Source organism: Peribacillus faecalis (assembly GCF_014712675.1).
GTDB lineage: Bacteria > Bacillota > Bacilli > Bacillales > DSM-1321 > Bacillus_AD > Bacillus_AD faecalis.
Window position 1 is genome coordinate 64784 of the sequence record NZ_JACXSI010000007.1, and the last position, 26020, is coordinate 90803.

Below are 26020 nucleotides of genomic sequence, written 5' to 3' on the forward strand. Positions count from 1 at the left end.
GTGTACAAGTTTATGAAAAAGTTTTTTAAGAATATTTTTTGTGAAAAAGTCAGGAAGATACATTGAGTGGATGAAGGTGAACCTGCATACACAATTAGCGGGGCGTTGCTCTGATTTTTGAATATGTTAATCAGGAAATTGAAAATAGTACCATTTACCGCTTAGCATGATTATTTTATGATGGGGTAACGTTATTTTGCAATTATTTAACGTGAGATATTTCTGAAAGGGTGGGGGATTTGAAGAAATCATATATGTGGATTTTATGGAGCTTGCTTTTAGTGGCTGTGAACTTTTATGCGATTCCTTGGGCGATGTGGTCTACATTTGCAGGCACAGAGGAGTATAAGTATGTCTGGTATGGCATTGCGATTTTGATTTTGATTATTTTTAATACAGGTATTATTCAAACTTTCTTAGCTATTAAATCAAATCAATTAAAATTTGCATGGTACGGATTTGCGCTTCTTGTTGTTCAAATAGTGTGCTTTGTAATCTCAATGGTGGCACTTCAGTACGTTCTGACTTTACTGTTGGTACCGGTGGGGTTATCGATGATTTTGTTGAATGTGCAAATTGTTAAAAGACTAAAGGCATAAAAGAAGAAGGCTTCCCACAAATTTGTGGACAGCTTTTATTAAACGGTAGGGAAGGAGCTTTTTATTCAATTATTGAAAATATTACCAGAAATAGTGGTATAATAGGAAAAGCTACTAGTGCAGGGTATGACGCGGCGGCCTTCCATGTTCCCAACTAGGGACGGTGGGGAGGTGATCGTATGGTCGTAACGACAGAGATATTGGTTGTTGTTATTTCGTTCGCGTCCTTAGTTGTTGCCATCATTGCTGTATGCAAAAAAGACTAAGCACACCCGCCAGGTGATGGAAGCTTAGCCTTTCATATCGCCGCCGCATTCTTGCTTTGCGGTCGTAGCTACGGAGGATGAAGATGTTACCCGCATCTTTGTCCTCTTTTATTATTTGGAAATGTTTGTATCTTTATACTTATCATATATCGAAACCTGCATTTATTCAACTGTGTTTTTTTATTACAATTTGCGAAACGGACTGATTATTGAACTTGGATACCTGTCTAACCTTATACCTGCCATGCTCGGTCCTAAGCCGTCTCCCCCAAGAAACCAAAAGCGGGTTTCTTGTGTGATTCATCTTAGCCCTCCCGCATGTCTCCTTTTTCATTGAAGTGAATTCAGGAGGAGATTCAAAAATGAAAAAGGACCGGTAACGTTTTTTCTGATTTACTCAACCGGTATCCTCAAAACAGTTTTCAAGTTCTCTGTTTTCGTTCGGCGCGGATCGGATATGTATATTTCATGGTGCTGAGTTCGGTCGGCTTCTGTTACTCTTTTCAGATTGTTTTCTTCCATGAAAGAGAACATTTGCTCGAAGCTTTCAGGCTCATTATCGTACGAGCCGATGTGTAGCATTTGAACACATAAGCCTTCTGTAAAGGATTTTAGTGAAACCTTGTCTGTACGCAGATGCGGCTTTTTCTTCCTTGCTTCTTCACATGCCCACTGAAATACTTCTTCAGTTACAAATTCCGGTTGTCGAATCATTGCCGTCCAACAAAAGTTGTCTTTCTGCTGGAAGTTGAATATTTCTTCATTATGAATCCACCATAGACCTTCAAGCGGGGGAACGACATATTCAAAATACCCAGTTGGCTGGTGTTTTCCCATTTTGCTCATCTTGATGGTGTAGGTTAAAGCATAGAGCAACTCAACAGCTTGTTTATATTCTCCACCTTCTTGATTTGGATTTCCTTTTCCGTCCACCATAATGAAATTCATCTCAGGCACTGTAATCAAGACTGGTTTTTTCGGCGGCAAATAAAACTCTTTATCTGTTTTTTTATAGTCCACTTTGTTTGTTTTCATCCGATTTCACCTCTTATCTTTTTATGTATGATGTACCCATTTTCAAAGAGGATTAATAGTGCGGTGGCAATTTCGGGCTGCACAAATTATTTGTGAATTTGGATGAATTAGGCGGAGAAGAGAGGTAAATTATTCTATGGATTAGAAAAAAATGTTAAATGTGAAAAATGTTAGCGTGCTATGATGAGGGTGTAAATGAGGTGAAGGCGTGGAATACACGGCATGTATTAATCATATCGTTCAATTCATTGAGGAGAATCTATCAGAAAACTTGACGCTCGAATCATTGGCGAAGGAAGCTTGTTTTTCGCCTTATCATTTTCACCGGATATTTCAGTCAATAGTCGGCGTTTCTATTATGGAGTATGTTCGATTGAAAAGATTATCGGGTGCCGCAATTCAATTGAAAGAAAGCGATCAGCGAATCATTGATGTGGCGTTAGATTATGGATTTCAGTCTCATGAATCTTTTACAAGAGCGTTCAAAAAAGTGTATGGCTTGTCTCCTCTGCTATATCGAACTTCTGCTGTTGAGCTTGATTTGTTTGTAAACCATTCATTGAACAAATTTAAAGGGGGAAATTACATGGAAGTGAAGATTATTACGAAGCCAAAGATGCATGTTATTGGTTATTCATTGCAGACAACTGTCGAGGAAGGGGAAAATAAAAAGGATATACCTTCGTTTTGGCAAGATTACCTAAGTAAAGAGCTTTGCTCAACATTCGGGGAGACGATTCGGTCGAAAGAAGAACTGGGTATATGCACAGACTATCATTCTGAAAACGGGCAGTTTACGTATATGATCGCTAAGGAAGTCAGTGAAGAACCAAGTGAATTGCCTGCTGGGATGACGTTCCGAACATTCCCGGAAACACAATTCGCGGTATTCACCACTTCGCCTGCTTCTGAAGAAAATTTCACATCAATGATTCAATCAGCTTGGGTTGAAATCTATCAAAATTGGTTCCCTGCATCTGATTATGAGCAGTGCGGCGATTATGAATTTGAATTGTATGATGAAAGATGCCATAACAATGATAACAAACGGATTGATATTTATATCCCTGTGCAAAAGAAAAAATGATAATCAGAAGCGGGAAAGAGCAGCTTTTTTCCCGTATTCAGATGATTTAAATCCCCGATAATGATTGTCGAAAGTTAATTATCTAAAACCGATGAAGCTTATGTTAGGCTTGGATTATCAGAATTGACCATTAAGAAACCTATTTTATACTTTATTGAGTTTGAATTTTTATATAGATTATTAAGCAGACTGCCGTTTGGTGTAATTAAGGGATTCACAATATTAATTGGAGCCGCATTCGTTATCTTTAGAATAGTTTTCATATTTTGAATATAACTTTAATCAAAAAAGTTGTATAAGGTAGGTTAATCTATTAGTCTAAGGATGAATATAATCACTCAGAAATAGGGGATGACACCGATGGCAAAGTATTATATCGCAGTGACGTATGATGTTTGTGAATATGAAGACCTGTATATAGATATGAACGAATATAGATTAGACAGTGCTGAGGATTTGGATCAGCAGGTAAAGGAATTTGCGAAATTGGATGTTGCTCCTTTGGTAAAAGTGTATGAATCTAATACAAGTGATTATAAAGAGTTTTGGCTGTATAAAGAATACATGTTTAAAGAATATGAGTGCAGTTGTAATGGCAAGTAAATAAGATAAATTCAAAAAGGAGAGTAGATGATGCTCTCCTTTTCTGACAAGTTAAGAGGGTTTAAAACTTTGAACAAGGATGACTGTCTAACCTTATGCCTGCCATTCTCGGTCCTAAGCTGCCTCCCCCAAGAAACCAAACCCATGTTTCTCGGGAGATTCATCTTAGTCCTGCCGCATGGCTCCTTTTTCATCGAGGTAAAGCTAACTAGCCTACTCATCATGAAAAAGGACCGATAACGGTTTTTCTTGTTAAAATGGATTAAAATAACGGCCTTCGTTCACGATGGTCGTATAAATAGAGATGGCGATCAGGGTTAGGCAGCGAACATAAACATGAAATCCTGTTTTTAAGGAGGCCGCTACAGGATATGGGGAACATCGGCGAAGACATGCAGACGTGGAGTTTTGGAGCGCTTTATATAAATAAGAAAAATTATGAGATAATTTCACGACTAACTAGTAACGCTCGATCTTCTTCAGAAGCTGGAGTATAGCCTTTTTCAATTACGGCAATAACGGTTTTCTTATTAGCTGTCCAGCATTGTATTAAACCCCAAATACCTAAAGTAATAGGGTTTAAAAGGAACCACTTAATTAATTCGCCCCATTGTCCTCTGAATAGAGCTACCCATCCACCGAAGAAAAAAGTTGTCCAAGAGAACCCTACTTTCACTTCTTTAATAACACCTGTTGAGTTTTTTAATTTTACTTTTGCCAAAAAAGTAACCTCCTTAAAAGCAATATCTTTTCTAAACTATCATAATTATCTTAAAATAACACTGGATATGCTTGTGGAATTGTATCTAGGACAGTGTTTGCGATGAGCTATCAATTAATCAGTGACTATAAACACAATGAAACATATAAAAGAAGCTTTAATGAACTGGCGAAACGGGTATTCGGTATTGATTTTAAGCAATGGTATGAGAAAGGCTGCTGGAATGACAACTATATTTGTTATTCATATGTGGCTGGAGAGAAAGTAATAGCCAACGCATCAATCAATAAAATGACGATTGTCCAAAATGGCTCGGAGTTTAAAGCGATTCAGATTGGGACGGTGATGACGCATCCGGATTATCGAAATCAAGGCTTATCCGGCAAACTAATGGAGCATATTATCGCTAAGTATGAGCAGGACTATGACTTTATTTATCTATTTGCCAATGAAACGGTGCTCGACTTTTACCCAAAGTTTGGTTTTGAGACGATGCAGGAAAGTAATTTTTCGTTGTCGATTTCCGATTTAAAAAGACAGCCGTCCGCTTTGCGCCAGTTGCATGCGGATAATCCGGAAGATTTCGAGCTGATGAAAAAATTTGCTGAGAAACGCGTTCCTGTATCTTCGAGATTGGGTGTCAAAAATAATGAACATTTATTAATGTTTTATTTGATACTCGTCTTTGCTGACGATATTTTTTACATAGAAGAGGAAGAGGCTATTGTTATTTTCACGCAAGCAGAAGGCGAATTGCATCTATTTGATGTGATTAGCAAAAGCAAAACAGATTTGAGAGCGGTCCTTCGTCGTATTGCTGCGGATGAAACAGAGATTGTACATTTTTATTTTATTCCGGATGATGAGCTTGAAGGTGTTTCTGTCGAGAAGAAGACGGAGCGCAATGATACGCTGTTTGTGCGGCCGTTGTGGAAAGGTATGTCGGAGCCGGTTTTGTTTCCTTTGACGTCACATGCATAGTTTATCAATTTAATAGAATTGTAATATTAGTAACAAACACCCATTTATTCAACAAAAATCCATAACGGCTACCTGGGATTTAGTTGAATTGTAGGTTAATATTGCGTTTGTAGGTTGTATATGGAAATGAGCGGTTAAGCCAGTTGTATAAAGGCATAATCGCTTATTTTCTTTTTTCATTTATTTGCGGTTGCTTGTTTTGAGTTTTCAAAAAACGGTATCTCCTAATATGTGGAACTATTATTACATCAATCTCGTGCTAGAATTTGAGGCAAGCAGAAAACAACAACTACATAGGAGGAATTTTCTATATGAATAAAAAAGTATTAGTTTCACTTGCTGCAGCTGCGGCAGTTACATTTACAGGTTTTGGTGCAGGGTCTGCAGATGCCGCATCAAAATGTACAAACAACCAATATACGCAGTATCAAAAATATGTTCAGATTAAATGCTTAACAAAAGAAGATGTGGAGAGTCTTAAAGATTCATTATATAATCTGTTGCAAAATATGAACTGTACAAAACCGGAAACAGATTCACCAGTAATAGACAACCAAAAGCCGGAAACAGATTCACCAGTAACAGACAACCAAAAGCCGGAAACAGATTCACCAGTAATAGACAACCAAAAGCCGGAAACAGATTCACCAGTAATAGACAACCAAAAGCCAGAAACAGATTCACCAGTAACAGACAGCCAGAAACCGGAAACAAATACACCTGAAATTGAGAATCCAACACCGGAAGTGGACACAAATAAACCTGGAACAGAAATTCAGGGCCCTTCAACAGGTGAAGAAAATACATCAACAGAGGTAAGTGCGTTTGAGCGAGAGGTATTGGAATTGACTAACGTTGAGCGTACGAAAGCAGGCTTGTCACCATTAACGTTGGATACTGAATTAAGCAAGGTTGCTCGTATCAAATCTCAAGATATGAAAGACCAAAACTATTTCAGCCATACAAGCCCAACTTACGGTTCACCATTTGACATGATGACAACATTCGGCATTTCATATAAAAGTGCAGCAGAAAATATCGCTCAAGGCCAAACAACTCCAGCAGCTGTTGTAGAAGCTTGGATGAACAGCCAAGGCCACAGAGAAAATATTTTAAACGCTAGCTACACGCATATCGGTATCGGGCATGTTAGCGACGGCAACTATTGGACACAAATGTTTATCGGTAAGTAAAATCAACACAAAGCCGCCAGGGAGGTCTGGCGGTTTTTCTGTTGCTATTATACTAAAGAATTGTTCTAATCATTTTTCTTTATCTGCTACTAATAATTTCTTCATCATCAACTTTCGCTTCGAAAAGTGCTGCTACCGTATTTAAGATAACTAACTCTATTGCCTCTGCAAAAGCTCTATTACCAGTTTCCTCTATAGTTGATCCATAGATGTCTCTTGCGAAACCTATGATGCTTTCCCGCCTTTTGCTAGATACTCCTTTACTACGTCTATATTAATCTGTGGCATATGTCCCTCTCCTTACAAATATGATTCCTATTTAAAGGTATGATAAGCGATGGTTAATCAGTACTATCTTCTAACGATTTTTCTAACGTTTACCCCTAGTTAGTTTAGGATAAACGAAATATAGGAGTGAGAATTGAAGGAGGCGGAGTATCGATGAGTTTACAGGACTATATTACCGAAAAACCTGTTATTGAAACGGAACAGCTTTTACTAAGAACGATGAATAAAAATGATGTTGCAGATCTGAAAGAATGGATGAGCGATGTTTCTTTGTATGATTATTGGGGGAAGCGGCCGTCTAAAAGTGAATTTTATCCTGAATTGCAATTTCAAAAGATCAAAAAGCCAACGAAAAGTTTCCATTGGGGAATTGTCCATAAAGAGGATAATAAAGTAATCGGAGAGTTGTGGGTATATTTAATTGAGAATAATAGAATGGCGAAGGTTGCTTGCAGGATTTCGCGTGCTTATCAAGGAAATCATTTCATGGAGGAAGCGTTAAGGAGCGTCGTTGATTTTTGTTTCCAAAAGACAGAATTACAGCGCTTATGGGGCGATGTCCATATCCAGAATCATGCATCTTATAAGACACTTGAAAAAGTCGGTTTTAAGCGAGAAGGGCATATTCGAGAAGGGAAAATGGTGAATACGTATTGTGATTATTATTTGTACGGAATTTTGAAATCGGATTGGGTGAAATAGGAGGCTGGGATGTCAACTCATGTGTAACTAAATAATAATGCTTAATCACTAATCAGGTTCTTTTGTAAAATAGGAAAATGAAAACGACGAATCAAATAATGATTTCGTCGCTTTTATTTGTTACCTTCCCATTATGTTTCAAGGCTAACGAGGTATTAGTTTTTTACATCTTGAAGAGCTGCTTGGGCTAATTTTATAATTGTCATATCGTCCATTGGAGGGTTGTGTAATCCTGCACGGACATCGCGGTAATAGCGATTTAATGGGTTGTTATTCTGAAGGCTTTTCGCACCTACAATGCGCATTGCTAAGTCTACAATCTCAATAGCAGAGTTTACAACGATGTTTTTAGCGGCACCTAATTCATTACTAATATGTGCGTGTGTTGACTCGCTTTCCACTTTTTCAGCTACACTATAAATGAAATGACGTGCCGCCATTAGCTTTAACTCAATTTGGCCAATTTTATCTTGTACATGTGGGAGGTCACCAATTGGTCCAGGTAAGCTATTGGGGGTATAAGAGCTTGCAAAGCGTACAGCGTAGTCGCGGGCTGCTTGTGCGATGCCTAGATAGACCGCCGGAATGTGAAGTGCCCAACCATTGATGTTGTTGCTTCGAGGTCCGTCATTAATTTCCACCAGCGCATCTTCAGGTAAAATGACCTGATCTAAGACGAGGTCATGACTTGCTGTTCCACGCATGGCAATCATATCCCAAGTTTCCTCAATGGAAATGCCATCTGTTTCTTTAGGAATTAAAAAGAACCCAATAGCGTTTTTTTCCTCAATCCATGCAGAAGTCAAAAAGTGTGTTAATGCATAAGAAAGGGTCATGAAGCTTTTGCGTCCTGAAATGTGCCATTTTCCGTCAATGAGCACGGCATTTGTACCGGGGCGACCGCCTCGAGTTGGGCTACCGGTAATCGCTTCGCTGACTGCGCGGTTGGTTAATGCTCGATCGTGAACGATTGCTTCTGCAAACTGCTTTAAGTGAGTTTCGGACCAAATTTTTTTGTCGTATATTTCACCAACAACGCCAAGTTGCCAGCCAATCGCAAGTGCTGTTGGGCCATCAAAACTAGCCAGTGTTTCTTGGAATAGTATCATGTCATAAATTCCAAACCCTTTGCCTCCATATTCCTTCGGCAGTGTGATCGCATTATAATCAATCGTTAATAAATCTTGAAAACTCTCTAATGGAAAACCATTTTCACGATCCGCTTTTTCGCCTCGTTTGTAAATGTCCTCTTTTAATGTGTGTAATTGGTTAATGATGGTTTGTTGTTCTTTGTTTTTAATAAAAAGCTTAATTGAATTCATATTATAACGTCCCTCAATTCCTAGTAGTTTCGTAGAGTTTGATTTTATAATACAGATAATTCAGAAAAAAATCTATACCAGAAACAAAAATCCTACTTTACAGGTATGAATTGTTATGATAAATTGTCATTATATTCTAAAAATAAGTGCGTATGTTTTTACAGTAGGAGGTGAAGGCATGATCCGATTAACTGATATACACAAAAAATTTAAAGATCATGAAGTGTTAAAGGGCATTGATATGGAAGTGAAAAAAGGGGATGTTTTAACGATTATTGGCCCTTCTGGATCTGGCAAGACAACATTTCTTCGATGTATCAATTTTTTAGAAAAGCCGGATAAGGGGATCATTCAAATTGGTGAAGAAATTTCGATTGATGCGACCAAACCAACGAAACGCGATATATTGAAGCTTCGTCGAAGAACTGCGATGGTGTTCCAAAACTATAATTTGTTTCAAAACAAGACGGTTTTAGAAAATATTACAGAAGGGCTAATTGTTGCCCAGAATCGCGGGAAAGAAGACGCTAAACAAGTGGCTGAAAACCTGTTGGAGAAAGTGGGATTGTCGGAAAAAAGAGATGAGTATCCATCGAGCTTATCCGGTGGACAGCAACAACGAGTAGGGATTGCACGCGCACTTGCGTTAAATCCTGATGTTATTTTATTTGATGAGCCTACCTCAGCTCTTGATCCGGAGATGGTGGGAGAAGTTTTGAATTTAATGAAAACAATTGCTCGCGAAGGCATTACGATGATTGTAGTAACACATGAAATTGAATTTGCCCGCGAAGTATCCAATCACGTAGTGTTTATGGATGGCGGATACATTGTAGAGGAAGGCACTCCAGAAGAGGTTATTGTTCACCCGAAGAAAGAGCGAACAAAGCAGTTTTTAAGTAGATTGAATAAAGAACCAGAATATCTTATATAAAAGGGAGATCGAGAAATGAAACGGAAAAAAGTAAGTACATTTGCGGCAGTATTAGGCTTGGCAGGGGTAATTTTAGCTGGTTGCAGCGCTTCAGACGAAAAAGCGACGTCCGAAAATGGTGCGGAAATTGTAAAGGTTGCATTGAGCGATGAAGTAAACCCGCCATTTTTATCTACAAATGATAAAAATAGTCCTATCGGTTACGATATCGACTATTTAGAAGAAGTTGAGAAGAAGCTGGACGGGAAATATGAATTCGAGTATCAGTTTGGCGAAGAGGAGAGCAATCTAATTGGTGTAAGCACTAATAAGTTTGATTTTGCGATTAACTGGTTCTTCAAAAATCCTGAGCGCGAAGAAAAATTTTTATATGGTGATCCGGAGTACGGTTACTCGATGACCGCACTGATTACGCGACAAGATACCGATGATATTAAGACATTTGAGGATTTGCAAGGCAAAAAACTTGCTCCGATGGCTCCTAGTGGAGGCCTTCGTACGATTTTGAACAGCTACAATGAGAATAATCCGGATAAAGCTGTTGAAATTGACACAATCGAGAGTCCTTCAAATGCGGATAACTTAAAAGGATTAGCAGAAGGAAAATACGATGCGGTGTTTTTAAATGTTTCAACATTTAATGCTATTCAAGAGGAGCTGAACTTGGATATCAAGGTAGGCGGGATTGTATCAAAGGAACCAGTCTTTATTGTATATAACAAGAAAAATGAAGAGCTTCAACAAGCAATTAATGAAGCAACAAAAGAACTTAAAGAAGACGGCACGTTATCCGAGCTCGCTGAAAAATGGTTTGTGGTTGATTTTTTCCAGGATTTAGAATTTATCAATCAAGAACAATATAAATTCGACGGGAAATAATAGTCGGTGACATGGCATTTTTTCGTCTCCATTAGAATTAAGCGCGATAACTGAGAGTGTAAGACAAGGCTCTCAGTTATCGGAAAGGAGTAAAAATGGATTCTTCTATTCATAATTGGGGCGAGCTGTTTCTGCAAGTTTTGGAACGTTTGCCGGTAACGATTTTTATGCTGGTTGCTTCGTTAATTGTGGGACTTATTCTCGGTACATTTATCGCAATTATTCGCATTAAACAGTTTCCGGTATTGCATCAACTCATGGCTGTGTTTATCTCTTTTTCTCGATGTACGCCTCTATTGGTGCAACTGTTTTTAATATATTTCGGATTGCCACAGTTATTATCGTTTTTTGGTATTTATATTAATGATGTCACACCATTAATCTTTGCAATTGCCACTTTCGCCTTGCATATTTCTGCATATTTGGCAGAAGTGATTCGTTCTGCCTATTTAGCGGTTGGTGAGGGACAATTAGAGGCTTGCTATAGCGTAGGAATGACTTATCAGCAGGCTTTGCGTCGGGTTATTTTGCCACAGGCCTTTGTGCTGGCCTTGCCGAATATGGGGAACACCATCATTGAACTATTAAAGGATACAACGCTTGCTTTTACAATTGGCGTTATTGATATTATGGGGCAAGTTCGTTTAATAATCGGCAATAATTACGGTCTTGGATTATTCCAAGTGTACGTTGTCATTTCGATTGTTTATTGGGCGACATGTGCTGCAATTGAAGTTATGATTCATCAACTTGAAAAGCGCTTTAAAAAAGGGCATATAAATGTAGCGAAAGCGTAGGGGGAAAAGAAAGATGACTGTTTTTGATATAAGTTTTGCAATCGAACATTTTCCCGACGTATTAAAAGGCGTGCCGATTACGCTACTTATTGCTGCCGTATCGATTGTTATTGGTTCATTAATTGGATTAGGTATGGCACTTTCACGTATTTATAAAGTGCCGATATTGAATCAATTGACAACGGTCTTTGTATCATTTATTCGCGGTACGCCGCTTCTTGTGCAGCTATACGTATTCTTTTATGGCATTCCGGAGTTACTTGATTGGGTGAATGCAACTTGGGAAACAAAATGGAATGCAGACAACATTTCGCCGTTATGGTATGCGTTTATTGTTTATTCCATGAATGCTGCTGCCTATACGACAGAGATTTTCCGAGCGTCTTTAAATTCGATTACATCCGGTCAAATGGAAGCATGTCATAGCGTAGGGATGACCACTTGGCAAGGATTGCGCCGCATTGTGTTCCCGCAAATGATTGTGATGGCTTTGCCTAATATGGGAAATATTTTTATTAACCTCATTAAATCAACATCGCTTGCGTTTGCTGTGAAAGTTGTTGAAATCATGGCGATTTCAAAAATGATTGCGAACAAAGGGTATAATTTCTTGGAAATGTATGTTGTTGCATCCATTATATATTGGATTGTTTGTTTGCTACTTGAACTAATGTTCTACTATTTAGAAAAACATTTAAGTGCACATAAATACAAACCGACCACCATAACTAGCTGAGAAGGTCTGTTTTTGTATGTCTAAGGATTATCTTTAACTAGCCGCATTTAGCCATTGAACCGTTTGCAGAACGATTTCATCTTGTTGTTCTTTTGCGGATATTGTGGCTTCGCCATCGCCTTTTTGTTTCCCGTACATGCCGAATTGGGCGTGGTTTCCGCCTTTTACTTCATATAGAGTGGTTTTCGGTGACAATAAATGTTTAGTATCCTCTATTTTCTCTAACGTTGTTAAGCCGTCATGCTCGGCATAAAGGGAGAGAATCGGTATTTCCGTTTTAGAAAAATCATCGCTGTCGCTCGGATAGGAAGCTAAAAAGATAATTCCGCTAATCTCTTCAGGATGATCATACGCATAGGAAGCGGCTGCTACACCGCCAAGTGAGTGGCCGCCGACATACCAGTTGTCAATTTCGCTGAACTCTTTCATGATGAGACTCGCCTGGTCGACATCAAAAATAGCGAAGTTGAAAGTGACTTTCGGTATAATGACAGTATAGCCGCTGTCTGCCAAGTCTTGTGCGTAGTAGCTGTAAGCTTTCGGCTCTACTTTTGCGCCCGGATAAATAATGACTCCGCCTTTGGTCTGCTCAGCCGGTTCAAAAACAAGCCAATTTTCTTCCTGCTGAATGTCATCGGTTTTTACGTAAGTATGAAGTTCCTCTGAAGCATTGTATGTTTGCTGCGACCAAAAATAAAAGCCCGCAAATCCTAGAACACCAATAATTAATAATGTGATTAAACTAACCTTGAGTATTTTTTTCATAAGGTTCCTCGCTTTTCTTTTTGCATGCTTATTTTATCATATGTAGAAATTGCTGTTGGACTGGATATTTTTGTTTCTTTTTGTTTCCGAATTATTTTACAATTTCATATTTTAGGTTAATGTTTATTTTTATAATATAATGTATTTCGTAGTAATAAATTGAAATTATGAAGAAAGGTTTTAGAATTTTTCATGAAAAACTTTTGGGCAAATTATAAGTTAACTATTTTATTGCTGATCGGGATTACGATTGGCGGGATAGCAGGGGTTGTCTTTGGTACGGATGCTTCTGTTGTGAAACCGTTCGGGGACTTGTTCTTGAACATGATGTTCGTTATTATCGTACCTCTTGTTTTCTTCAGTATCGCTTCTGCAATCGCTAACATGAATGGCATGAAGAGACTTGGGAAAATCATGCTTAGTATCGTTGTCGTTTTCCTTTTCACAGCGACAATTTCTGCCGTGCTTGGCATAGTAGGTGTATCTGTCATGAATCCGCTTGAAGGAACAGATGTTCAAGCGATTAAGGAGGCAATGGTTTCCACTGACACAGTTGAAGTAATAGAGGAAATTTCCTTCCTGGATAAACTTGTGCAAACAGTGACCGTTTCAGACTTCTCCATGTTATTATCCAAAAGCAATATGCTCCAGCTGATTATCTTTTCCATCTTGTTTGGATTGGCAACAGCTGTTTCCAAAGAAAAGGGTGCACCAATTGCTGCCTTCCTGACATCGGGAACAGAAGTGATGATGAAAATGGTGTCATTCATCATGTATTATGCACCAATCGGTTTAGGGTGTTATTTCGCGTCCGTTGTCGGAGATTTGGGGGCATCTATTCTTGAAGGATATGCTCGAACATTTATTTTATATCTTATTCTAACTATCATCTATTTTATCGGTTTCTTTACGCTGTATGCCTTTATGGCCGGCGGGAAGCTTGGCGTGAATATATTTTGGAAAAACGTACTGCCTCCTTCCGTTACCGCGGTAGCGACTTGTTCAAGTGCTGCATCGATTCCGGTCAACCTGGCGTCTACTAAAAAGATGGGTGTGCCTCTGGATATTGCTGAAACGGTAATCCCGCTTGGCGCCAATACACATAAGGATGGTTCTGTCCTTGGGGGTGTGTTTAAAATCGTCTTCTTATTTACCTTGTTCGGCAAAGATATGACCAGCTTTACAAGCATATTGACCATCTTTGCTGTTTCATTCTTGGTAGGAGCTGTCATGGGGGCGATTCCAGGCGGCGGCATGATTGGTGAAATGCTAATTTTAAGTGTGTTTGGCTTCCCGGTTGAAGCACTGCCGTTAATTGCTGTAATCTCTACGATCATTGATGCACCAGCAACATTGCTGAATAGTACAGGAAATACTGTCTGTGCGATGATGGTAACCCGTTTGGTAGAAGGAAAGAATTGGCTGAAGAAATCATTGAAAGCAGCGTGATTCTAAACCGTATATATTACTAGAAAAAAATTGTCCCAAGTGAAGATACAATCACTTGGGATTTATTTTATGTTTCGTTCTATACGGAAACAGTTTAGTTTTAGAAGAAACCGGGACAAAGAGTCTGACCTCTTGAAGCACTCTATCATATGATAATGTGCAGTTACATTTTAATAGGGGTGAGATTATGTTCTATCATATAAAAGAGCTTCAGTATAATGCGAAACCGGAGAGACCGGACCCTATTCTTGCAAAGTATATGCAAGAGTTATTAGGAGGGCAGTTTGGAGAAATCTCTGTCGCTATGCAATATCTTTTCCAAGGCTGGAATGTTCGTGGAAATGGGAAATATAAAGATTTGCTGATGGACACTGGAACGGAAGAGCTTGCTCATATTGAGATGCTGGCGACGATGATTGCACGGTTATTGGATGGAGCGCCGGTACAAGAACAAGAAGAAGCCGCCAAAGATCCGATTGTCGGCGCCATTCTCGGCGGAATGAATCCGCAGCATATTATTGTTTCAGGATTGGGAGCGATGCCGGCAGATAGTGTCGGAAACCGTTGGAAAGCCGATTATATTGCGGCGAGCGGTAATTTGCTTGCTGATTTCAGAGCCAATTTAAATGCCGAATCTCAAGGAAGATTGCAGGCAGTAAGGGTGTATGAAGCAACGGCGGATAAAGGTGTAAGAGATATGTTGTCGTGGTTAATCGCTCGAGATACAATGCATCAAAACCAATGGTTAGCAGCCATTCAAGAACTGGAGGCAAAAGAGAATATCGTTGTGCCGAGTACTTTCCCGCGAGAACTGGAAAAACGTGAAGTTTCCTATACGCTATTCAACTTCTCAAAAGGCAACGAAAGTGCAAAAGGCAGATGGGCAAATGGAAGAAGTCTTGATGGGGAGGGCACCTTCAAATACGTTGAAAGTCCAAAACCGTTAGCTGACAAGCCAGTATTAGCTCCTGCTCCGCCTTATATCCACAATACACGTCCTTCTCTTCTTAAGAATGATATGATTCCTCCTAGTAATTGCTGATCAGGAGGGAGTAACTAGTAAATCGCAACAATCTATTTAGTATTGTTGCGATTTTTTTATTATAAAGTTTTCTGCATATGATCATATTGATGGCCGCTGATGACGATATCTCCTACTTTTTTGAATTGAAGTTTGGAGTAAAGCTCTTTCGCTTTCGGGTTCGCCAAATCGACATTCAGTCCGACTGTTTGGTAGCCTTCGCTTTTGGCAAGCCGGCTCATTTCTTCAATTAGTAGGGAACCGATACCTAATCCTCTGTGTGTATCTTTAACGACAAGCGAATCAATATACCACTCATTTGGAAAAGTCTCTCTGTCCACAAATAGTATTTCTTCCGGGTGGTAGCCATTTTTTAATAAAATATCTTGAAACGGCTGATCAATGAGTTGTTCAACTTCAGCGGGATAGCCGTAGATGACCCCTGCAATTTCACCGTCAACTTCATATACTAAACCGTGCTTGTAACTGTAGCGATAGTTAGGATCCAAAAAAGCTTCTGCAATCATATTAGTCAATGTATCTTTATGGATTTTTTCTAAAAGCGGCAGCTCCATCTCTTCGAATATTTCCCATAAAAGAGTGACAATTTCTTTGCCTTCTTTCTTGTCTGCAAAACGAATCATTATTGTTTAACTTCCTTTCAAACCTTTAAATCATGACTGATTACACAGTAAGTTTAACGTTTAAAGGAGGAAGTATGTATTGGGAAATAAATGAAATTTACGTTCGATGTATTATGGCGCTGGTTGAGCAGAATAGGCAATATCGTACGTTTGGAAGATGCTGTATAAGGCTGGTGCTTCAGCTTTCAAGTGCGGATTGTTCCATAAAATAATTTGCGAGCCGTCGTCCAATATAAACGCATATTCTTCAAATAACGGGTTCTGTTTTCGAGTACAAAATTTAAAAAAGTATATGAAAAAGGGTATCAAATCGCAATGATTTGGATACCCTTTTTTTATTGATATAAATGGATTCTTTGAGTATTAGTATCCTTTTTGGCATACCAATTCGCACATTAAGAAGTGATGTTACAGAAAGTTCTGTAACGCTGCGAATACATAATCTTTTTTCCACTCGAATTAAATGTTGTGTTAATTTACTTAAAAGGAAGTGAGAACAATGAAATTCATAGAACCTAAATACTCGAAAGTGGAACCAATCGAATATAGACTATCCGAAAAAACCCGTAAACTAATTAATCATTATGCCGTTTATACCGGTTTGACAGATAGCCAAGTATTAGAAGAATTCCTTCAAAATTTATTGGAGGATGAAGGATTTATTGAACATATTAATTCTTTAAGAAATAATATCCGAATTAAGAGGGAGTTTGGTTTAACTGATGAGTAAGATGAAGCGATTGGCTGCTACAAATGATGAACTAATGCGGATTGAAAGTCCTTTTTCGGAAGATGAATTAAACGAAAGAAACGATTTATATGATAAATTGTCACCAAAACAATTCAGAACACGCTTTAGTAAAGGGATTTTTCAACCTGTTAAAATCGAGTTAAATGGGAAGATCTACACAATACAAGTCAATCATTGTGCGAATCCATTTTGTAAACATTATGGCTTGGAACAAATGAATTACAAAGGAAAAGCTAAGAGGTATAAATTGTCGGGTAATGATGCCGAAAAGGTCATCATATGCGGAAATGATAATCGGAATCAAGATGGAATTCCCTCACTGAATTGTACAACACGTACTAAATCAAATTGGTCAGTGGCTACTGAAATTGAACGATTAAACCGAATTAACACTATTGTACCAATTAAACCTGACTATGTTTTTCATAAAGAAACGTGCTCTTTAGAGACAACGCCTTTTTTAAATCCAAAAGACTTTTACAAAAGGGGGACTAGCACCTCGAATTCACAACGGTATCAGTGTAAAACTTGTAAAAAATTTACTAATGTTTTGCCTGATAAGAAACGTAATACAGGTTATCACCAGCAAAGAAATGATGTACTAGTTAAATTTGCAGATCACTTAATTAATCACGTTGCTGTGTCTAGAACTTGCCATTTATTAAAAATAGGTCGAGGTACTTATTATTCTAAACTTGAATGGTTATATCGATGTTGCCTAGAATTCTTAGAGACCAGGGAAACGAAAGCTTTTGAGAAGAAGCCATTTGATGAAATATGGGTTAATACCGATAAGATGATGTATGTATTGAACAATGTTAGGAAAAAGGGAGAATCTATTAAGTCTAAGCCTTCTTCAGCGGAAAAACAATTACCAACACAAGTCGTGATTAGTAGTGAACACCATTCCCGGTATGTTTTTAGAGCCGATGTTTGTTTTGATTGGGAAATCGCAAAACAACAAATTTTAGGCGATACCTTATTTTACAAAGACGATCATTTAAATGACTTTTTAAGTAAAAATGCTCGTTTTAATCAATACGGCTTACACCCAATAAAGCCCACTCAAAATGATACACAAACAATGGAAGAGTATTTTCGGCAGCTAGAGGAATATAATATGAGGTTTGTATATGTTGATGGATTACACGTTAATCAGACTTATACAACAATGGCACACCTCTGGCTAATTAAACAAATGATTAAATCTCCTAAGTGGCGTTTTATCACAGATGATGATAATTCATTGACTACTTCAATAAATCGTATCTTTACGGAAGAAATAAAGAAAAAATATGCTTATTTATTTATTTGCAGAGTTAATAAGTCTCTTTCACGAGCTGACGCATTTAAGGAATATATTCAATCAATTAGAGATTTAAGGGAATGGGGAAAATCAAAAGGTATTGAAGAAAAAGATGTGCAGCTTTTAGCATATTACTTCTTAGAAGAACAACTTAAGGCTCACAAATTCCATAAGGAGAATTCCACATTATATGGAGATACCTACAATTGTTATGCAAAAAACCCCATTGAACATCCACTTGGTATGAAAGATAGAGGAAAAAGAATAATCGATTGTTTGACTGATATGACGCATCTACCGACTGGGATCTTTGCCCAATTTATTGATAAAGTTAACGATAACTCCGTTAATGCCTTTTTACAGGAAATACGAAGATGCATTTCTGTATTAGAAAGACCATTGGTAACTTCTCGTGGTGATGGGAAATCCTATATTTACAGTAACTTCAACCCCAAATATGCACAGATGAGCATTACGATTCTCCGTACCTTTTATAACTTTTGTCAACCTGTTAAAATCGGAGATTCAGAAAAGACTCCGGCACAACATTTAGGAATCGCAAACAAGGCATATAAATGGGAAGACATTATATACAAACGATAAAAGGCCGCTAGAAAATGACACTGATTTAGATTTACAAACAAAACCGACTCAAATTTTTGTTTCGAGTCGGTTTCTCATTTTATGTTTTCTTCAACTAAAGCCCCAGTTAGTGGAATAAGAATATTTATTAGAAACGCTACATCTTTTTAGTAATATAGCCTCCAATCCCAATAATGACAACGACCATCAATAAATAAATATACATATATAGAGTTGGTATAGCCCCTTGACCTATAACATCCATAAGAAAAACAAAAACAGCTAAACCGGCAAACGCCAACATTTGTGCATATAGTAAAAACTGTTTTATATTATTAATTATGCGTTCGTCAGAACTTGGGATGTTATCTCTTCTTTTCATTTTTAGGATAACAACAGCAACGAAAAGTATAAGTCCTCCTGTAAAAAATCCGGCTAAAACCTCAATCGGAAAGGTTCCTTTCACTAAAAATACTATTATTGAACCAATAATCCCACCAAAGATAATCCAAGCAATTCGATATAATATGGTTTTCATTTCTCTTTCCCCCTTGTTGTCATCTAATTCTTTTCCTCATTAGAACGATCTAAATAAAACAATTCCTCGATTGGTACATTAAAATATTCAATTAGCTTTAGTGCAAGTTCTAAACTAGGATTATACTTATTCTTCTCTATTGCGTTTATAGTTTGGCGTGTTATTTGAAGATCTTCAGCCATTTTAACTTGCGTAATTCCTTTTTTCTGACGAATTTCTCTAATGTGATTTATTACTCTCATTATCAATCCTCCTTTAATACGTAAAGATATCTTTACATACATATTACAAAAAATACCTTTCTCTGTAAAGATATGTTTACAGAGAAAGGTATTTTCCTTCTTCCACTAACCTGCTTCGTTAGCGGCATAACAAAAAAAGAGCTGATCACACACAGCCCTCGATATTGGAGTAAAGCCCCCGTTACTTTAAGTAAAAAGTTTCACAATTCAACAACATCTAGTTTCTTTACTTCTTCTGGAAATAGAAAACTAATTAGTTTTTTGAACATACCTTGTTGATACATACATAAGAGGATTTCTTGAATAATTTCTTCATATTTTATATTTAAAGTAGATGAAATTATAGCAATTGTTTGATTTAAAGTCGGTAAATCTTTTTCAAACAACTCAGATGGGTATTCTGTATCTATCCTTAAAGAATCTTGTTCTTGGTTTAAACGGCTTGATAGATGGAACATAATATATTCAAGTTTCTTTTTATCTTCTTCAAAAATACCTAGAGAAAGAAGTTTATGCCAGTATGGGTATTTTGAATTAGGTTCCATTAAGATAGAAAGACGCATTAAACTCTTTTCTAAAGAATAAATTTTCCCCTCTAATTCTTCTATTTTGTTTTGCTGTTCATCATTCATATTAATTCCCCTCCAATATAAATAAATCCTTTGCTAAGTTGAATAATACCTTGTTCAACTAAACTGCCCCTTTACTTCCATAAGAAGTTCAATATAAAAGAGCATTAATCATTCCTGAAACAACGGCTCGTTAGTTTAAATACATTTGAAACTAATAGTTATCCAACATAATTCTTAAAACACCAAACCACAAGATTCATACTCACTATTCCCCAAGCTGTGATACTCACTATCCACCAAATTACCGATTTTGCTTTAGCCTTTGAACTTTCCTCGTCTTCCATATTTGCTTTTATAAAAGCGACCTTACTTTCCATACCTTTTTTCATATAAGCGAGAACAACAAATCCGATTATTATGAAACCAATAGCTATCCAGAATAACAAGTCCACCTTTTATAACACCCTTTCCTTTAAATCCTCTTTATTCAACTAACCTGCCCCGTTTATGGAATATGAAAAAAGAGCTGATTAACAGCCCTGATATAAAGTATAGCCTCCGTTAATGAGAGTTTTATTGGTTTTTAATTACATAATGGAGTTCTACAAACTGATTGTATTTCCTCGTTCCTTCCAATGTAAGGTCTAATTGATAATCTCCCTCTTTAAATAACGGAATACCATTACCGAGTATAGTTGGGGCAATCGTTATGATGAGTTCATCAACCAATTTTTCTTTTATAAAAGAATGTAACAATTCTCCTCCACCAACAATCCAAATATTTTTTCCATCTTGGCTTTTTAGTTTTTCAACAAATTTTGTTACATCTTCATTAATAAATTTTACATCCTCGGTATCCTCGATGGAAGATTTAGTAAATACGTAGCATTTTTTATTTTTGTACGGAAATTCCTCTGTATCTTGTTTCATAATCCAATCGAAAGTCCTTTTACCAAGTAAAATCGTATCCACGGATTCATAAAACTCTGAATACCCGTTATCACCTTCACCATCCACATTGAGTAGCCATTCAAGAGAATCATCTTTTGTAGCAATATATCCATCTAAACTCGAAGCAATAAATAACACTAAATTTCGTTTGTTAATCATAAAATCCTCCTTCGAATGGGAATATACATTCGTTTGGATTATAACTAAATTATATTCGATATGGAATTCTTCTTCCACTAAACTGCCCCGTTAGTTTAAACTTGACCAATTATTCATTTAAAATTTAACACTAATTTCCATAAAATATTTTAAAAATTCAAACTATATATAAAAAAGTACAGCGAACCACTGTACTTTTTCTTGTGTTATTTTAAGTGCTAAATAAGATGTTAATTATGTTTTTGTACTTCAAAACAGAACCCGTTATTCTTCAAAGCCCGTTTCTTTTTCATAATAGAGAACAACTTCGTTAATTTCGGACCAGAGGAAGGTCGTTTCCTCGAAAACATCTTTTATATACAGATATTCCTCGTCAATGATGGTTACGCTTAAAAAAGATGTATAGCCGATAAAGATTGAAGCGGCAACCATGATGGCAGATGCAATATATGTTATGACGTTGCGTTTGAAAGCGAGCAAAATTAAAATCAGAACAATAATGGCAACGGAAAGAGCGAGCAGCCAAAAGTTTTTTGACGGAATGTACCAGATGATGGCTTCACGGTTGAAATAGACGGTTTCGCTATAAATAATCGGAATGAAGATTGCGAGGAATCCGCCGACTAAACCAACCAGCATTGCAGCAATTATAAATCTTCCCCGAGTTGAAATACTATGTAACATAGTTTCACCTCCTTGTTTATATACGAAAGGAAATCTATTAAGTTTCCTGAAAAAATCAAATTTTGTTTAGGTCATCATTCATTTTCTTTACTTGATTTTTAAAATAAAGATAAAAGGCGATCCAAATGATGATATAGATGGCGATGAAGATTAAGAGTGAGAGCATAAAAGAAGTTATCGTAAATGGGATCCAACCGACTGCGATGGCTAAGATGAAATATAAGCTGATGACGGTTAGGAAATGAAGAATTGTTTGCTGAGATAGTTTTAAGCGCTTCATTTCAAAATATAAAGGACTGACTGTGAAGAACCAGCCGAGAAGTACGGAAGCAATCGAGTTTTGTAAAAGTAAACCTTTGTCAATAATATTAGATTCGCTGAAATACACATTGATATTGACTAAAAGTAAAGCGATGAAGCTGCCAAAGAAAATGCCGATTAAGCTACGTGATACAAATGCTTTCATTTAATCTTTCCTCCTGTTCAATTTTATCGTTTCTTTTATCAAGGGTACATAAGTCCGTGACACGTACTCTTTTTTCCCAGATTTGAAATAAACGCAGAGCGTGCCGTTGAATGAGGCTTCGAAATGGCTCAACTCATGCAAATTCGCGATGACGGATTTGGACAATCGAATGAACTTCGTTGAGGGAAGCATTGATTCAAGTTCATATAATTTTTCTCTAACGGTAAAGGAACCTGTTTTGGTGACTGCGATAACTCGTTCTTGTTCAGTGTGGAAATAGTGAATGTCAGCCGGTTTCAAGAAATGTTGCATTTCACCTTTTTTCCCGATCAAAAACGGCTGCTCTTTGCTGCGGATGAAATCCATCAGTTCTTGTATCTCTTCATCTAATTCCGGACTTTCGATGGTCACCTTTGTTTCATGTAATGCTTTGTCTATGTTCAAGAAAAGCTTCAAATAGTGGACACTCCTTTCTATAAGATATTTGATTGCTCTCTGTTGTACATCTTTATTGTATAGAGGAAATCAATCTGCGTCTTGCGGATATCGGTGAGTGACTGGAAGTGAAGGCTGAAATGTATAAATTTAATGGTAACGTGCATGGAAGGAATTGTATAGGGTGTTTGGTTGACGGATGAATTATTTCAGAAAGCAGAAGAATTAAATGGAAATTTGGAAGAATTAAATAGATATCGGACGAATTAATTTCAAAAGTAGAAGAATTGTTTTTAAAAGTAGACGAATTAAATGTAAAAGTGGAAGAATTCCGGTGAAAAGCCTCTTGACTATGCCAGGAAGCAAGATGAGCGAAGGGCCGGTTACTTATTTTTAGAGGAGTCAGGCATGAAACAACGGCTCTCGTTAAATAATAGGAGGAGATAAGGAGGGTTCAACATGAAACGTAAAGCCGAATACAATACAGCTGAAAAAACGAGCAAAACACCGAAGAAGAATTTGCGAGAAACCGAGTTCTCGACAGAGTTTGCCGGCGGTGAGAATGAAAATCCTGCGAAAGGGTTCAACCGTAACTCCAAGCAGGGACGAAAAGGAAAATAAGACGTTTATACAAGACTTTTCCCGATATTGGTCGTGGAAAGTCTTTTTTGAAAAAAGAGAAAGTATATCTTTGGACGTAGATAGCTGTCTAACCTTACACCTGCCATGCTCGGAGGCCTACAGGATGTAGGTCATATCGGCGTTGCCACAGGACGTGGCGCCTTTAGCCGATGTTCCCTTTACCTACCCCGCCCAAGAAACCAAAACCGGGTTTCTCGTTCGGTTCGTCTTAGTCCTCCCGCATGGCTCCTTTTTCAACGAGGCGAATCTAAGTAGCATAATCATGTTAAAAAAGGACCGGTGACGGTTTTTCTTATAAAAATTATATTAATCCTGCTATTCCAAGAGAAATTAATCCAACTAATCCAGAAATCATTGCTATTTTCGTTCTGAAATTCCGATGGTCTTCTGTTTCAGAATGAAAATTAGCTCTTTGTTGTTGTCCGTCTGTCCAAGCCCCGATAAAAATACCAGAAATGCTAATGGCAATTACACCAACAATAATAAATAACTTCAACATTTATGTCCTCCTTCAATTCATAATAATATTTAAGTTTGTAAGCATGAATTTGTTTCGTGTCATTTATCTTAATTTTCAAAGAATGCGCGGGTGTCGTTTTTTCTAAGTACTTTGTGTCGGGAATTGCAATAAAGAAGGCGCTTTATTTTGCAGGAGTTGAGCGCAGGAAATCGAAATGTATTTGTATAAGAGGTTATTGAAATTTACTTTTATGTCAATGTTACACTTCAACTAACTCCGAAGGGAAAGGTGATGCAAGGTGTATACGATTTCGCAAGTAGCTGAGCAATTTGGGGTAACAGCAAGAACGCTTCGTTATTACGAGGAGCTTGGGCTGTTGCAGCCGAGAAGGAACACTAGTGGCAGACAGCGGATGTATGCAAACAGGGAGCTTGTGCGCATTAAGCTGATTTTGCGCGGCAAGCAGCTCGGTTTTTCGCTAGAGGAGATTAAGGACATGATTACGCTGTTTGAAGTTGATCCGAACGGAAAGAAACAGCTTGAGCGAAGTATGCAATATGGAGAAAAAAGGATTGAGGAGGTGGAGAGGAAACTTCGTGATTTAACGATGATTAAAAAGGAGCTTGAGAGCCTGCGGGCTGATTTTATAAATAGATTAGGGGAGATGGAGTAACAAGTGTTTATTGTCGGTTCGCAGTTAATCCGGCGTGAGAACATAGAGTTGTGGATGAGTTTGCCCCCATCACTCACTTGGTTTGCGGTGGGGGCTTTTGTGCATGCTAGAAAATCTTAAGGAGCTTATTGTGTTTGAACATCATATTTTTCTATTAAGGCTTCTATATTATAAGTATAAATATAGAATTTCACCGAATTCATCGTCATATATTTCTCGATTAGCTGATTGTTCAGTTACATAAGGCTTCAATGTATTGTAAAAATTCTTTTCTTCTTTCACTGTTTACCTCATTTGATGTTTCAATAACGTCTTCATGCTCTTCTTTATAAGCTCCCATTACTCCTGAAGCAGTGCCGGTGAAAGCATCTTCTATCGTTCCTGAATAAGCATTAAGTCTGACTTTGAACTGCGAAATTCCTTGAATTGTGGAGTTAGGTAATCATCGTAATCACCATGTCATAATTGACTGATATGAGCAAAATGAAGGTGTTTGTTTCAATAATTTTAAAAGGGAGGGTTTTATGTCAATTATTTCAGAGAAAATTAAAAGTAATAGAAGTAGCGAGACACCTTTGATTGTGATATTAGCTGTGATTTTATTTGTTTTATCTATGATAGATGCGGTTTGTACGCACATTGGTACGCACTTAGGTTTGATTGAAGAAGCCAATCCATTTATGAGAGAAGCGATAGAAGTTACTGTGCTGTTTATGTACGCTTGGAAGATTGTTTGGGGATTGTTATTCATTTATTTATCAACCAAAATACCGCCTAATTCTGCAGTAGTAACATGGCTTGCGATCATTGCTTTATCGCTTTATATAGCCGTCATGGGGATTCATACATTTTGGATATTTCTAAATTTATAAAAGTGACACTGTTATTGCTTTCATTTTATTCCCCTTTGTGATTAAAGTAAGTTTATTTTATCATCTTAAAGTAATCTATCCGGTATTTGACTGCAACAAATACATTCCATGGGGCTTTCTCATTCATTTTATCGAAGAAGAATAAGCCAGACTATAACTAAGGCTTCTTCAACGAAAGATATATTCTTTGGTTATCGAATCTTATCATCTAAACAGGGAATTGAAATATTTTATAAATCAGCAACCCTCGGAAGCGTTATGATTTCACCAAAGAATTAGACTGAGTTTATCACTGAATTAAAAAAACGATGTCCACATATAGAAATTCAGGAATAAACTTGTCGAAACATTAATTAAAATTAAACTCGGTATTTAGGAAGACTACTATAAAATGTACCCTATAGAGTAGACAATTATAAAAAAGTCTACCTATAGGGTACTTTTTTGTATAATGAAGAAAAAATGAGAACGGGGAAAAATCTAGAATGAGTACAAAGACATTTACAGAGAAAGAGATTAATGCACTTTCTCGTAATCCTTATGTTAAATCTGTCGGTTCGAAGGGGATTACCTATACAGAAGAATTTAAACTGCTATTTATTGCCGAGAATGATAAAGGTAAGTTTCCAAGGCAAATATTTGAGGAATGCGGCTTTGATGTAGAA

The 26020-nt window shown here is 37.3% G+C and carries 33 protein-coding genes; 19 read left to right on the top strand and 14 right to left on the bottom strand.

Annotation, left to right across the window (positions count from 1 at the left end; genetic code table 11):
- Nucleotides 1–239: 239 nt before the first annotated feature.
- Complete coding sequence (locus tag IEO70_RS04090; protein ID WP_190997082.1) at nucleotides 240–599, top strand: hypothetical protein; 360 nt, start codon at nucleotides 240–242, stop codon at nucleotides 597–599.
- 659 nt (nucleotides 600–1258) lie between these two features.
- Here the strand turns inward: IEO70_RS04090 and IEO70_RS04095 are convergent.
- Nucleotides 1259–1900, bottom strand: a complete 642-nt coding sequence (locus IEO70_RS04095; RefSeq protein ID WP_190997083.1) for a GyrI-like domain-containing protein — start codon at nucleotides 1898–1900, stop codon at nucleotides 1259–1261.
- Between the two features lie 208 nt (nucleotides 1901–2108).
- Between IEO70_RS04095 and IEO70_RS20315 the strand changes: the two genes are divergently transcribed.
- Both IEO70_RS20315 and IEO70_RS04105 read left to right on the top strand, forming a co-directional pair.
- On the top strand, nucleotides 2109–2987 hold the full coding sequence (locus tag IEO70_RS20315; RefSeq protein ID WP_190997084.1) for an AraC family transcriptional regulator: 879 nt from the start codon (nucleotides 2109–2111) through the stop codon (nucleotides 2985–2987).
- A 360-nt stretch (nucleotides 2988–3347) separates the two neighbouring features.
- A complete protein-coding gene (locus tag IEO70_RS04105) occupies nucleotides 3348–3590 on the top strand; it encodes a hypothetical protein (protein WP_190997085.1) in 243 nt (80 codons plus the stop codon).
- A gap of 436 nt (nucleotides 3591–4026) precedes the next feature.
- Here the strand turns inward: IEO70_RS04105 and IEO70_RS04110 are convergent, their stop codons facing one another.
- The gene (locus tag IEO70_RS04110) at nucleotides 4027–4311 is read right to left on the bottom strand and encodes a hypothetical protein (RefSeq protein WP_206711489.1); all 285 of its coding nucleotides are present in this window, start codon (nucleotides 4309–4311) and stop codon (nucleotides 4027–4029) included.
- A gap of 102 nt (nucleotides 4312–4413) precedes the next feature.
- Here IEO70_RS04110 and IEO70_RS04115 point away from each other — a divergent pair, with 102 nt between their 5' ends.
- The 3 genes from IEO70_RS04115 (at nucleotide 4414) to IEO70_RS04125 (ending at nucleotide 7475) form a co-directional block, all read left to right on the top strand.
- A complete protein-coding gene (locus tag IEO70_RS04115; protein WP_190997086.1) occupies nucleotides 4414–5292 on the top strand; it encodes a GNAT family N-acetyltransferase in 879 nt (292 codons plus the stop codon).
- A 311-nt stretch (nucleotides 5293–5603) separates the two neighbouring features.
- Entirely contained in the window at nucleotides 5604–6485 is an 882-nt protein-coding gene (locus IEO70_RS04120) for a CAP domain-containing protein (protein WP_190997087.1), read from the top strand.
- Between the two features lie 441 nt (nucleotides 6486–6926).
- Nucleotides 6927–7475 (top strand): GNAT family N-acetyltransferase, encoded by a 549-nt coding sequence (locus IEO70_RS04125; RefSeq protein WP_190997088.1) that lies wholly within the window; start codon nucleotides 6927–6929, stop codon nucleotides 7473–7475.
- Between the two features lie 155 nt (nucleotides 7476–7630).
- On the opposite strand, the gene IEO70_RS04130 is transcribed toward IEO70_RS04125, so the two are convergent.
- Entirely contained in the window at nucleotides 7631–8797 is a 1167-nt protein-coding gene (locus IEO70_RS04130) for an acyl-CoA dehydrogenase family protein (RefSeq protein ID WP_190997089.1), read from the bottom strand.
- A gap of 178 nt (nucleotides 8798–8975) precedes the next feature.
- Between IEO70_RS04130 and IEO70_RS04135 the strand changes: the two genes are divergently transcribed.
- The 4 genes from IEO70_RS04135 (at nucleotide 8976) to IEO70_RS04150 (ending at nucleotide 12143) form a co-directional block, all read left to right on the top strand.
- On the top strand, nucleotides 8976–9731 hold the full coding sequence (locus IEO70_RS04135) for an amino acid ABC transporter ATP-binding protein (protein WP_190997090.1): 756 nt from the start codon (nucleotides 8976–8978) through the stop codon (nucleotides 9729–9731).
- 15 nt (nucleotides 9732–9746) lie between these two features.
- Entirely contained in the window at nucleotides 9747–10610 is an 864-nt protein-coding gene (locus tag IEO70_RS04140) for a transporter substrate-binding domain-containing protein (RefSeq protein WP_190997091.1), read from the top strand.
- Nucleotides 10611–10705: 95 nt separating this feature from the next.
- Nucleotides 10706–11407: an amino acid ABC transporter permease gene (locus IEO70_RS04145; RefSeq protein WP_190997092.1), complete on the top strand. Its 702-nt coding sequence runs from the start codon at nucleotides 10706–10708 to the stop codon at nucleotides 11405–11407.
- 13 nt (nucleotides 11408–11420) lie between these two features.
- The gene (locus tag IEO70_RS04150; RefSeq protein WP_190997093.1) at nucleotides 11421–12143 is read left to right on the top strand and encodes an amino acid ABC transporter permease; all 723 of its coding nucleotides are present in this window, start codon (nucleotides 11421–11423) and stop codon (nucleotides 12141–12143) included.
- A gap of 33 nt (nucleotides 12144–12176) precedes the next feature.
- Here IEO70_RS04150 and IEO70_RS04155 read toward each other — a convergent pair whose 3' ends face one another.
- The gene (locus IEO70_RS04155) at nucleotides 12177–12908 is read right to left on the bottom strand and encodes an alpha/beta fold hydrolase (protein ID WP_190997094.1); all 732 of its coding nucleotides are present in this window, start codon (nucleotides 12906–12908) and stop codon (nucleotides 12177–12179) included.
- A 192-nt stretch (nucleotides 12909–13100) separates the two neighbouring features.
- On the opposite strand from IEO70_RS04155, the gene IEO70_RS04160 reads away from it, so the two are divergent.
- The gene (locus IEO70_RS04160) at nucleotides 13101–14357 is read left to right on the top strand and encodes a dicarboxylate/amino acid:cation symporter (protein ID WP_190997095.1); all 1257 of its coding nucleotides are present in this window, start codon (nucleotides 13101–13103) and stop codon (nucleotides 14355–14357) included.
- A gap of 187 nt (nucleotides 14358–14544) precedes the next feature.
- Complete coding sequence (locus IEO70_RS04165; RefSeq protein ID WP_190997096.1) at nucleotides 14545–15399, top strand: manganese catalase family protein; 855 nt, start codon at nucleotides 14545–14547, stop codon at nucleotides 15397–15399.
- A gap of 59 nt (nucleotides 15400–15458) precedes the next feature.
- Here the strand turns inward: IEO70_RS04165 and IEO70_RS04170 are convergent, their stop codons facing one another.
- The gene (locus IEO70_RS04170) at nucleotides 15459–16022 is read right to left on the bottom strand and encodes a GNAT family N-acetyltransferase (RefSeq protein ID WP_190997097.1); all 564 of its coding nucleotides are present in this window, start codon (nucleotides 16020–16022) and stop codon (nucleotides 15459–15461) included.
- A gap of 499 nt (nucleotides 16023–16521) precedes the next feature.
- On the opposite strand from IEO70_RS04170, the gene IEO70_RS04175 reads away from it, so the two are divergent.
- A complete protein-coding gene (locus tag IEO70_RS04175) occupies nucleotides 16522–16752 on the top strand; it encodes a hypothetical protein (protein WP_190997098.1) in 231 nt (76 codons plus the stop codon).
- Nucleotides 16745–18682, top strand: coding sequence for an insertion element protein (locus tag IEO70_RS04180; RefSeq protein WP_190997099.1), 1938 nt, complete (start codon nucleotides 16745–16747; stop codon nucleotides 18680–18682). The genes IEO70_RS04175 and IEO70_RS04180 overlap by 8 nt, the downstream gene beginning before the upstream one ends.
- 136 nt (nucleotides 18683–18818) lie before the next feature.
- Here the strand turns inward: IEO70_RS04180 and IEO70_RS04185 are convergent, their stop codons facing one another.
- From IEO70_RS04185 to IEO70_RS04220, 8 genes are all read right to left on the bottom strand, one after another.
- On the bottom strand, nucleotides 18819–19199 hold the full coding sequence (locus tag IEO70_RS04185; protein ID WP_190997100.1) for a hypothetical protein: 381 nt from the start codon (nucleotides 19197–19199) through the stop codon (nucleotides 18819–18821).
- Nucleotides 19200–19222: 23 nt separating this feature from the next.
- Nucleotides 19223–19441, bottom strand: coding sequence for a helix-turn-helix transcriptional regulator (locus IEO70_RS04190; RefSeq protein ID WP_190997101.1), 219 nt, complete (start codon nucleotides 19439–19441; stop codon nucleotides 19223–19225).
- Between the two features lie 200 nt (nucleotides 19442–19641).
- Nucleotides 19642–20073 (bottom strand): hypothetical protein, encoded by a 432-nt coding sequence (locus tag IEO70_RS04195; RefSeq protein ID WP_190997102.1) that lies wholly within the window; start codon nucleotides 20071–20073, stop codon nucleotides 19642–19644.
- Between the two features lie 158 nt (nucleotides 20074–20231).
- On the bottom strand, nucleotides 20232–20465 hold the full coding sequence (locus IEO70_RS04200) for a hypothetical protein (RefSeq protein ID WP_190997103.1): 234 nt from the start codon (nucleotides 20463–20465) through the stop codon (nucleotides 20232–20234).
- 121 nt (nucleotides 20466–20586) lie between these two features.
- The gene (locus IEO70_RS04205) at nucleotides 20587–21123 is read right to left on the bottom strand and encodes a dihydrofolate reductase family protein (RefSeq protein ID WP_190997104.1); all 537 of its coding nucleotides are present in this window, start codon (nucleotides 21121–21123) and stop codon (nucleotides 20587–20589) included.
- A 264-nt stretch (nucleotides 21124–21387) separates the two neighbouring features.
- On the bottom strand, nucleotides 21388–21807 hold the full coding sequence (locus IEO70_RS04210) for a hypothetical protein (protein WP_190997105.1): 420 nt from the start codon (nucleotides 21805–21807) through the stop codon (nucleotides 21388–21390).
- Nucleotides 21808–21862: 55 nt separating this feature from the next.
- A complete protein-coding gene (locus IEO70_RS04215) occupies nucleotides 21863–22273 on the bottom strand; it encodes a DUF3021 domain-containing protein (protein ID WP_190997106.1) in 411 nt (136 codons plus the stop codon).
- Nucleotides 22274–22729 carry a LytTR family DNA-binding domain-containing protein gene (locus IEO70_RS04220; protein ID WP_190997107.1) on the bottom strand — a complete coding sequence of 152 codons (456 nt, stop codon included), beginning with the start codon at nucleotides 22727–22729 and terminating at the stop codon, nucleotides 22274–22276.
- 438 nt (nucleotides 22730–23167) lie between these two features.
- Here IEO70_RS04220 and IEO70_RS04225 point away from each other — a divergent pair, with 438 nt between their 5' ends.
- Nucleotides 23168–23329: a hypothetical protein gene (locus IEO70_RS04225; protein WP_190997108.1), complete on the top strand. Its 162-nt coding sequence runs from the start codon at nucleotides 23168–23170 to the stop codon at nucleotides 23327–23329.
- A 322-nt stretch (nucleotides 23330–23651) separates the two neighbouring features.
- Here the strand turns inward: IEO70_RS04225 and IEO70_RS04230 are convergent, their stop codons facing one another.
- Nucleotides 23652–23849, bottom strand: coding sequence for a DUF5316 family protein (locus tag IEO70_RS04230; protein ID WP_190997109.1), 198 nt, complete (start codon nucleotides 23847–23849; stop codon nucleotides 23652–23654).
- 259 nt (nucleotides 23850–24108) lie between these two features.
- On the opposite strand from IEO70_RS04230, the gene IEO70_RS04235 reads away from it, so the two are divergent.
- The 4 genes from IEO70_RS04235 to IEO70_RS04250 form a co-directional block, all read left to right on the top strand.
- Complete coding sequence (locus IEO70_RS04235; protein WP_190997110.1) at nucleotides 24109–24483, top strand: MerR family transcriptional regulator; 375 nt, start codon at nucleotides 24109–24111, stop codon at nucleotides 24481–24483.
- Between the two features lie 524 nt (nucleotides 24484–25007).
- On the top strand, nucleotides 25008–25355 hold the full coding sequence (locus IEO70_RS04240) for a DUF5658 family protein (RefSeq protein ID WP_190997111.1): 348 nt from the start codon (nucleotides 25008–25010) through the stop codon (nucleotides 25353–25355).
- Between the two features lie 108 nt (nucleotides 25356–25463).
- Complete coding sequence (locus IEO70_RS04245; RefSeq protein ID WP_190997112.1) at nucleotides 25464–25634, top strand: PH domain-containing protein; 171 nt, start codon at nucleotides 25464–25466, stop codon at nucleotides 25632–25634.
- A gap of 206 nt (nucleotides 25635–25840) precedes the next feature.
- On the top strand, nucleotides 25841–26020 hold a 180-nt coding region (locus tag IEO70_RS04250), incomplete at its 3' end, for an HTH domain-containing protein (RefSeq protein WP_328820863.1).

Bases quoted from the DNA above. Each gene is read 5' to 3' on its own strand.
- IEO70_RS04095 (WP_190997083.1), bottom strand. From the start codon at position 1,900: ATGAAAACAAACAAAGTGGACTATAAAAAAACAGATAAAGAGTTTTAT.
- IEO70_RS04105 (WP_190997085.1), top strand. From the start codon at position 3,348: ATGGCAAAGTATTATATCGCAGTGACGTATGATGTTTGTGAATATGAA.
- IEO70_RS04115 (WP_190997086.1), top strand. From the start codon at position 4,414: ATGAGCTATCAATTAATCAGTGACTATAAACACAATGAAACATATAAA.
- IEO70_RS04120 (WP_190997087.1), top strand. From the start codon at position 5,604: ATGAATAAAAAAGTATTAGTTTCACTTGCTGCAGCTGCGGCAGTTACA.
- IEO70_RS04125 (WP_190997088.1), top strand. From the start codon at position 6,927: ATGAGTTTACAGGACTATATTACCGAAAAACCTGTTATTGAAACGGAA.
- IEO70_RS04130 (WP_190997089.1), bottom strand. From the start codon at position 8,797: ATGAATTCAATTAAGCTTTTTATTAAAAACAAAGAACAACAAACCATC.
- IEO70_RS04135 (WP_190997090.1), top strand. From the start codon at position 8,976: ATGATCCGATTAACTGATATACACAAAAAATTTAAAGATCATGAAGTG.
- IEO70_RS04140 (WP_190997091.1), top strand. From the start codon at position 9,747: ATGAAACGGAAAAAAGTAAGTACATTTGCGGCAGTATTAGGCTTGGCA.
- IEO70_RS04145 (WP_190997092.1), top strand. From the start codon at position 10,706: ATGGATTCTTCTATTCATAATTGGGGCGAGCTGTTTCTGCAAGTTTTG.
- IEO70_RS04150 (WP_190997093.1), top strand. From the start codon at position 11,421: ATGACTGTTTTTGATATAAGTTTTGCAATCGAACATTTTCCCGACGTA.
- IEO70_RS04155 (WP_190997094.1), bottom strand. From the start codon at position 12,908: ATGAAAAAAATACTCAAGGTTAGTTTAATCACATTATTAATTATTGGT.
- IEO70_RS04160 (WP_190997095.1), top strand. From the start codon at position 13,101: ATGAAAAACTTTTGGGCAAATTATAAGTTAACTATTTTATTGCTGATC.
- IEO70_RS04165 (WP_190997096.1), top strand. From the start codon at position 14,545: ATGTTCTATCATATAAAAGAGCTTCAGTATAATGCGAAACCGGAGAGA.
- IEO70_RS04170 (WP_190997097.1), bottom strand. From the start codon at position 16,022: ATGATTCGTTTTGCAGACAAGAAAGAAGGCAAAGAAATTGTCACTCTT.
- IEO70_RS04175 (WP_190997098.1), top strand. From the start codon at position 16,522: ATGAAATTCATAGAACCTAAATACTCGAAAGTGGAACCAATCGAATAT.
- IEO70_RS04180 (WP_190997099.1), top strand. From the start codon at position 16,745: ATGAGTAAGATGAAGCGATTGGCTGCTACAAATGATGAACTAATGCGG.
- IEO70_RS04185 (WP_190997100.1), bottom strand. From the start codon at position 19,199: ATGAAAACCATATTATATCGAATTGCTTGGATTATCTTTGGTGGGATT.
- IEO70_RS04190 (WP_190997101.1), bottom strand. From the start codon at position 19,441: ATGAGAGTAATAAATCACATTAGAGAAATTCGTCAGAAAAAAGGAATT.
- IEO70_RS04195 (WP_190997102.1), bottom strand. From the start codon at position 20,073: ATGAATGATGAACAGCAAAACAAAATAGAAGAATTAGAGGGGAAAATT.
- IEO70_RS04205 (WP_190997104.1), bottom strand. From the start codon at position 21,123: ATGATTAACAAACGAAATTTAGTGTTATTTATTGCTTCGAGTTTAGAT.
- IEO70_RS04210 (WP_190997105.1), bottom strand. From the start codon at position 21,807: ATGTTACATAGTATTTCAACTCGGGGAAGATTTATAATTGCTGCAATG.
- IEO70_RS04215 (WP_190997106.1), bottom strand. From the start codon at position 22,273: ATGAAAGCATTTGTATCACGTAGCTTAATCGGCATTTTCTTTGGCAGC.
- IEO70_RS04225 (WP_190997108.1), top strand. From the start codon at position 23,168: ATGAAACGTAAAGCCGAATACAATACAGCTGAAAAAACGAGCAAAACA.
- IEO70_RS04230 (WP_190997109.1), bottom strand. From the start codon at position 23,849: ATGTTGAAGTTATTTATTATTGTTGGTGTAATTGCCATTAGCATTTCT.
- IEO70_RS04240 (WP_190997111.1), top strand. From the start codon at position 25,008: ATGTCAATTATTTCAGAGAAAATTAAAAGTAATAGAAGTAGCGAGACA.
- IEO70_RS04245 (WP_190997112.1), top strand. From the start codon at position 25,464: ATGGGGCTTTCTCATTCATTTTATCGAAGAAGAATAAGCCAGACTATA.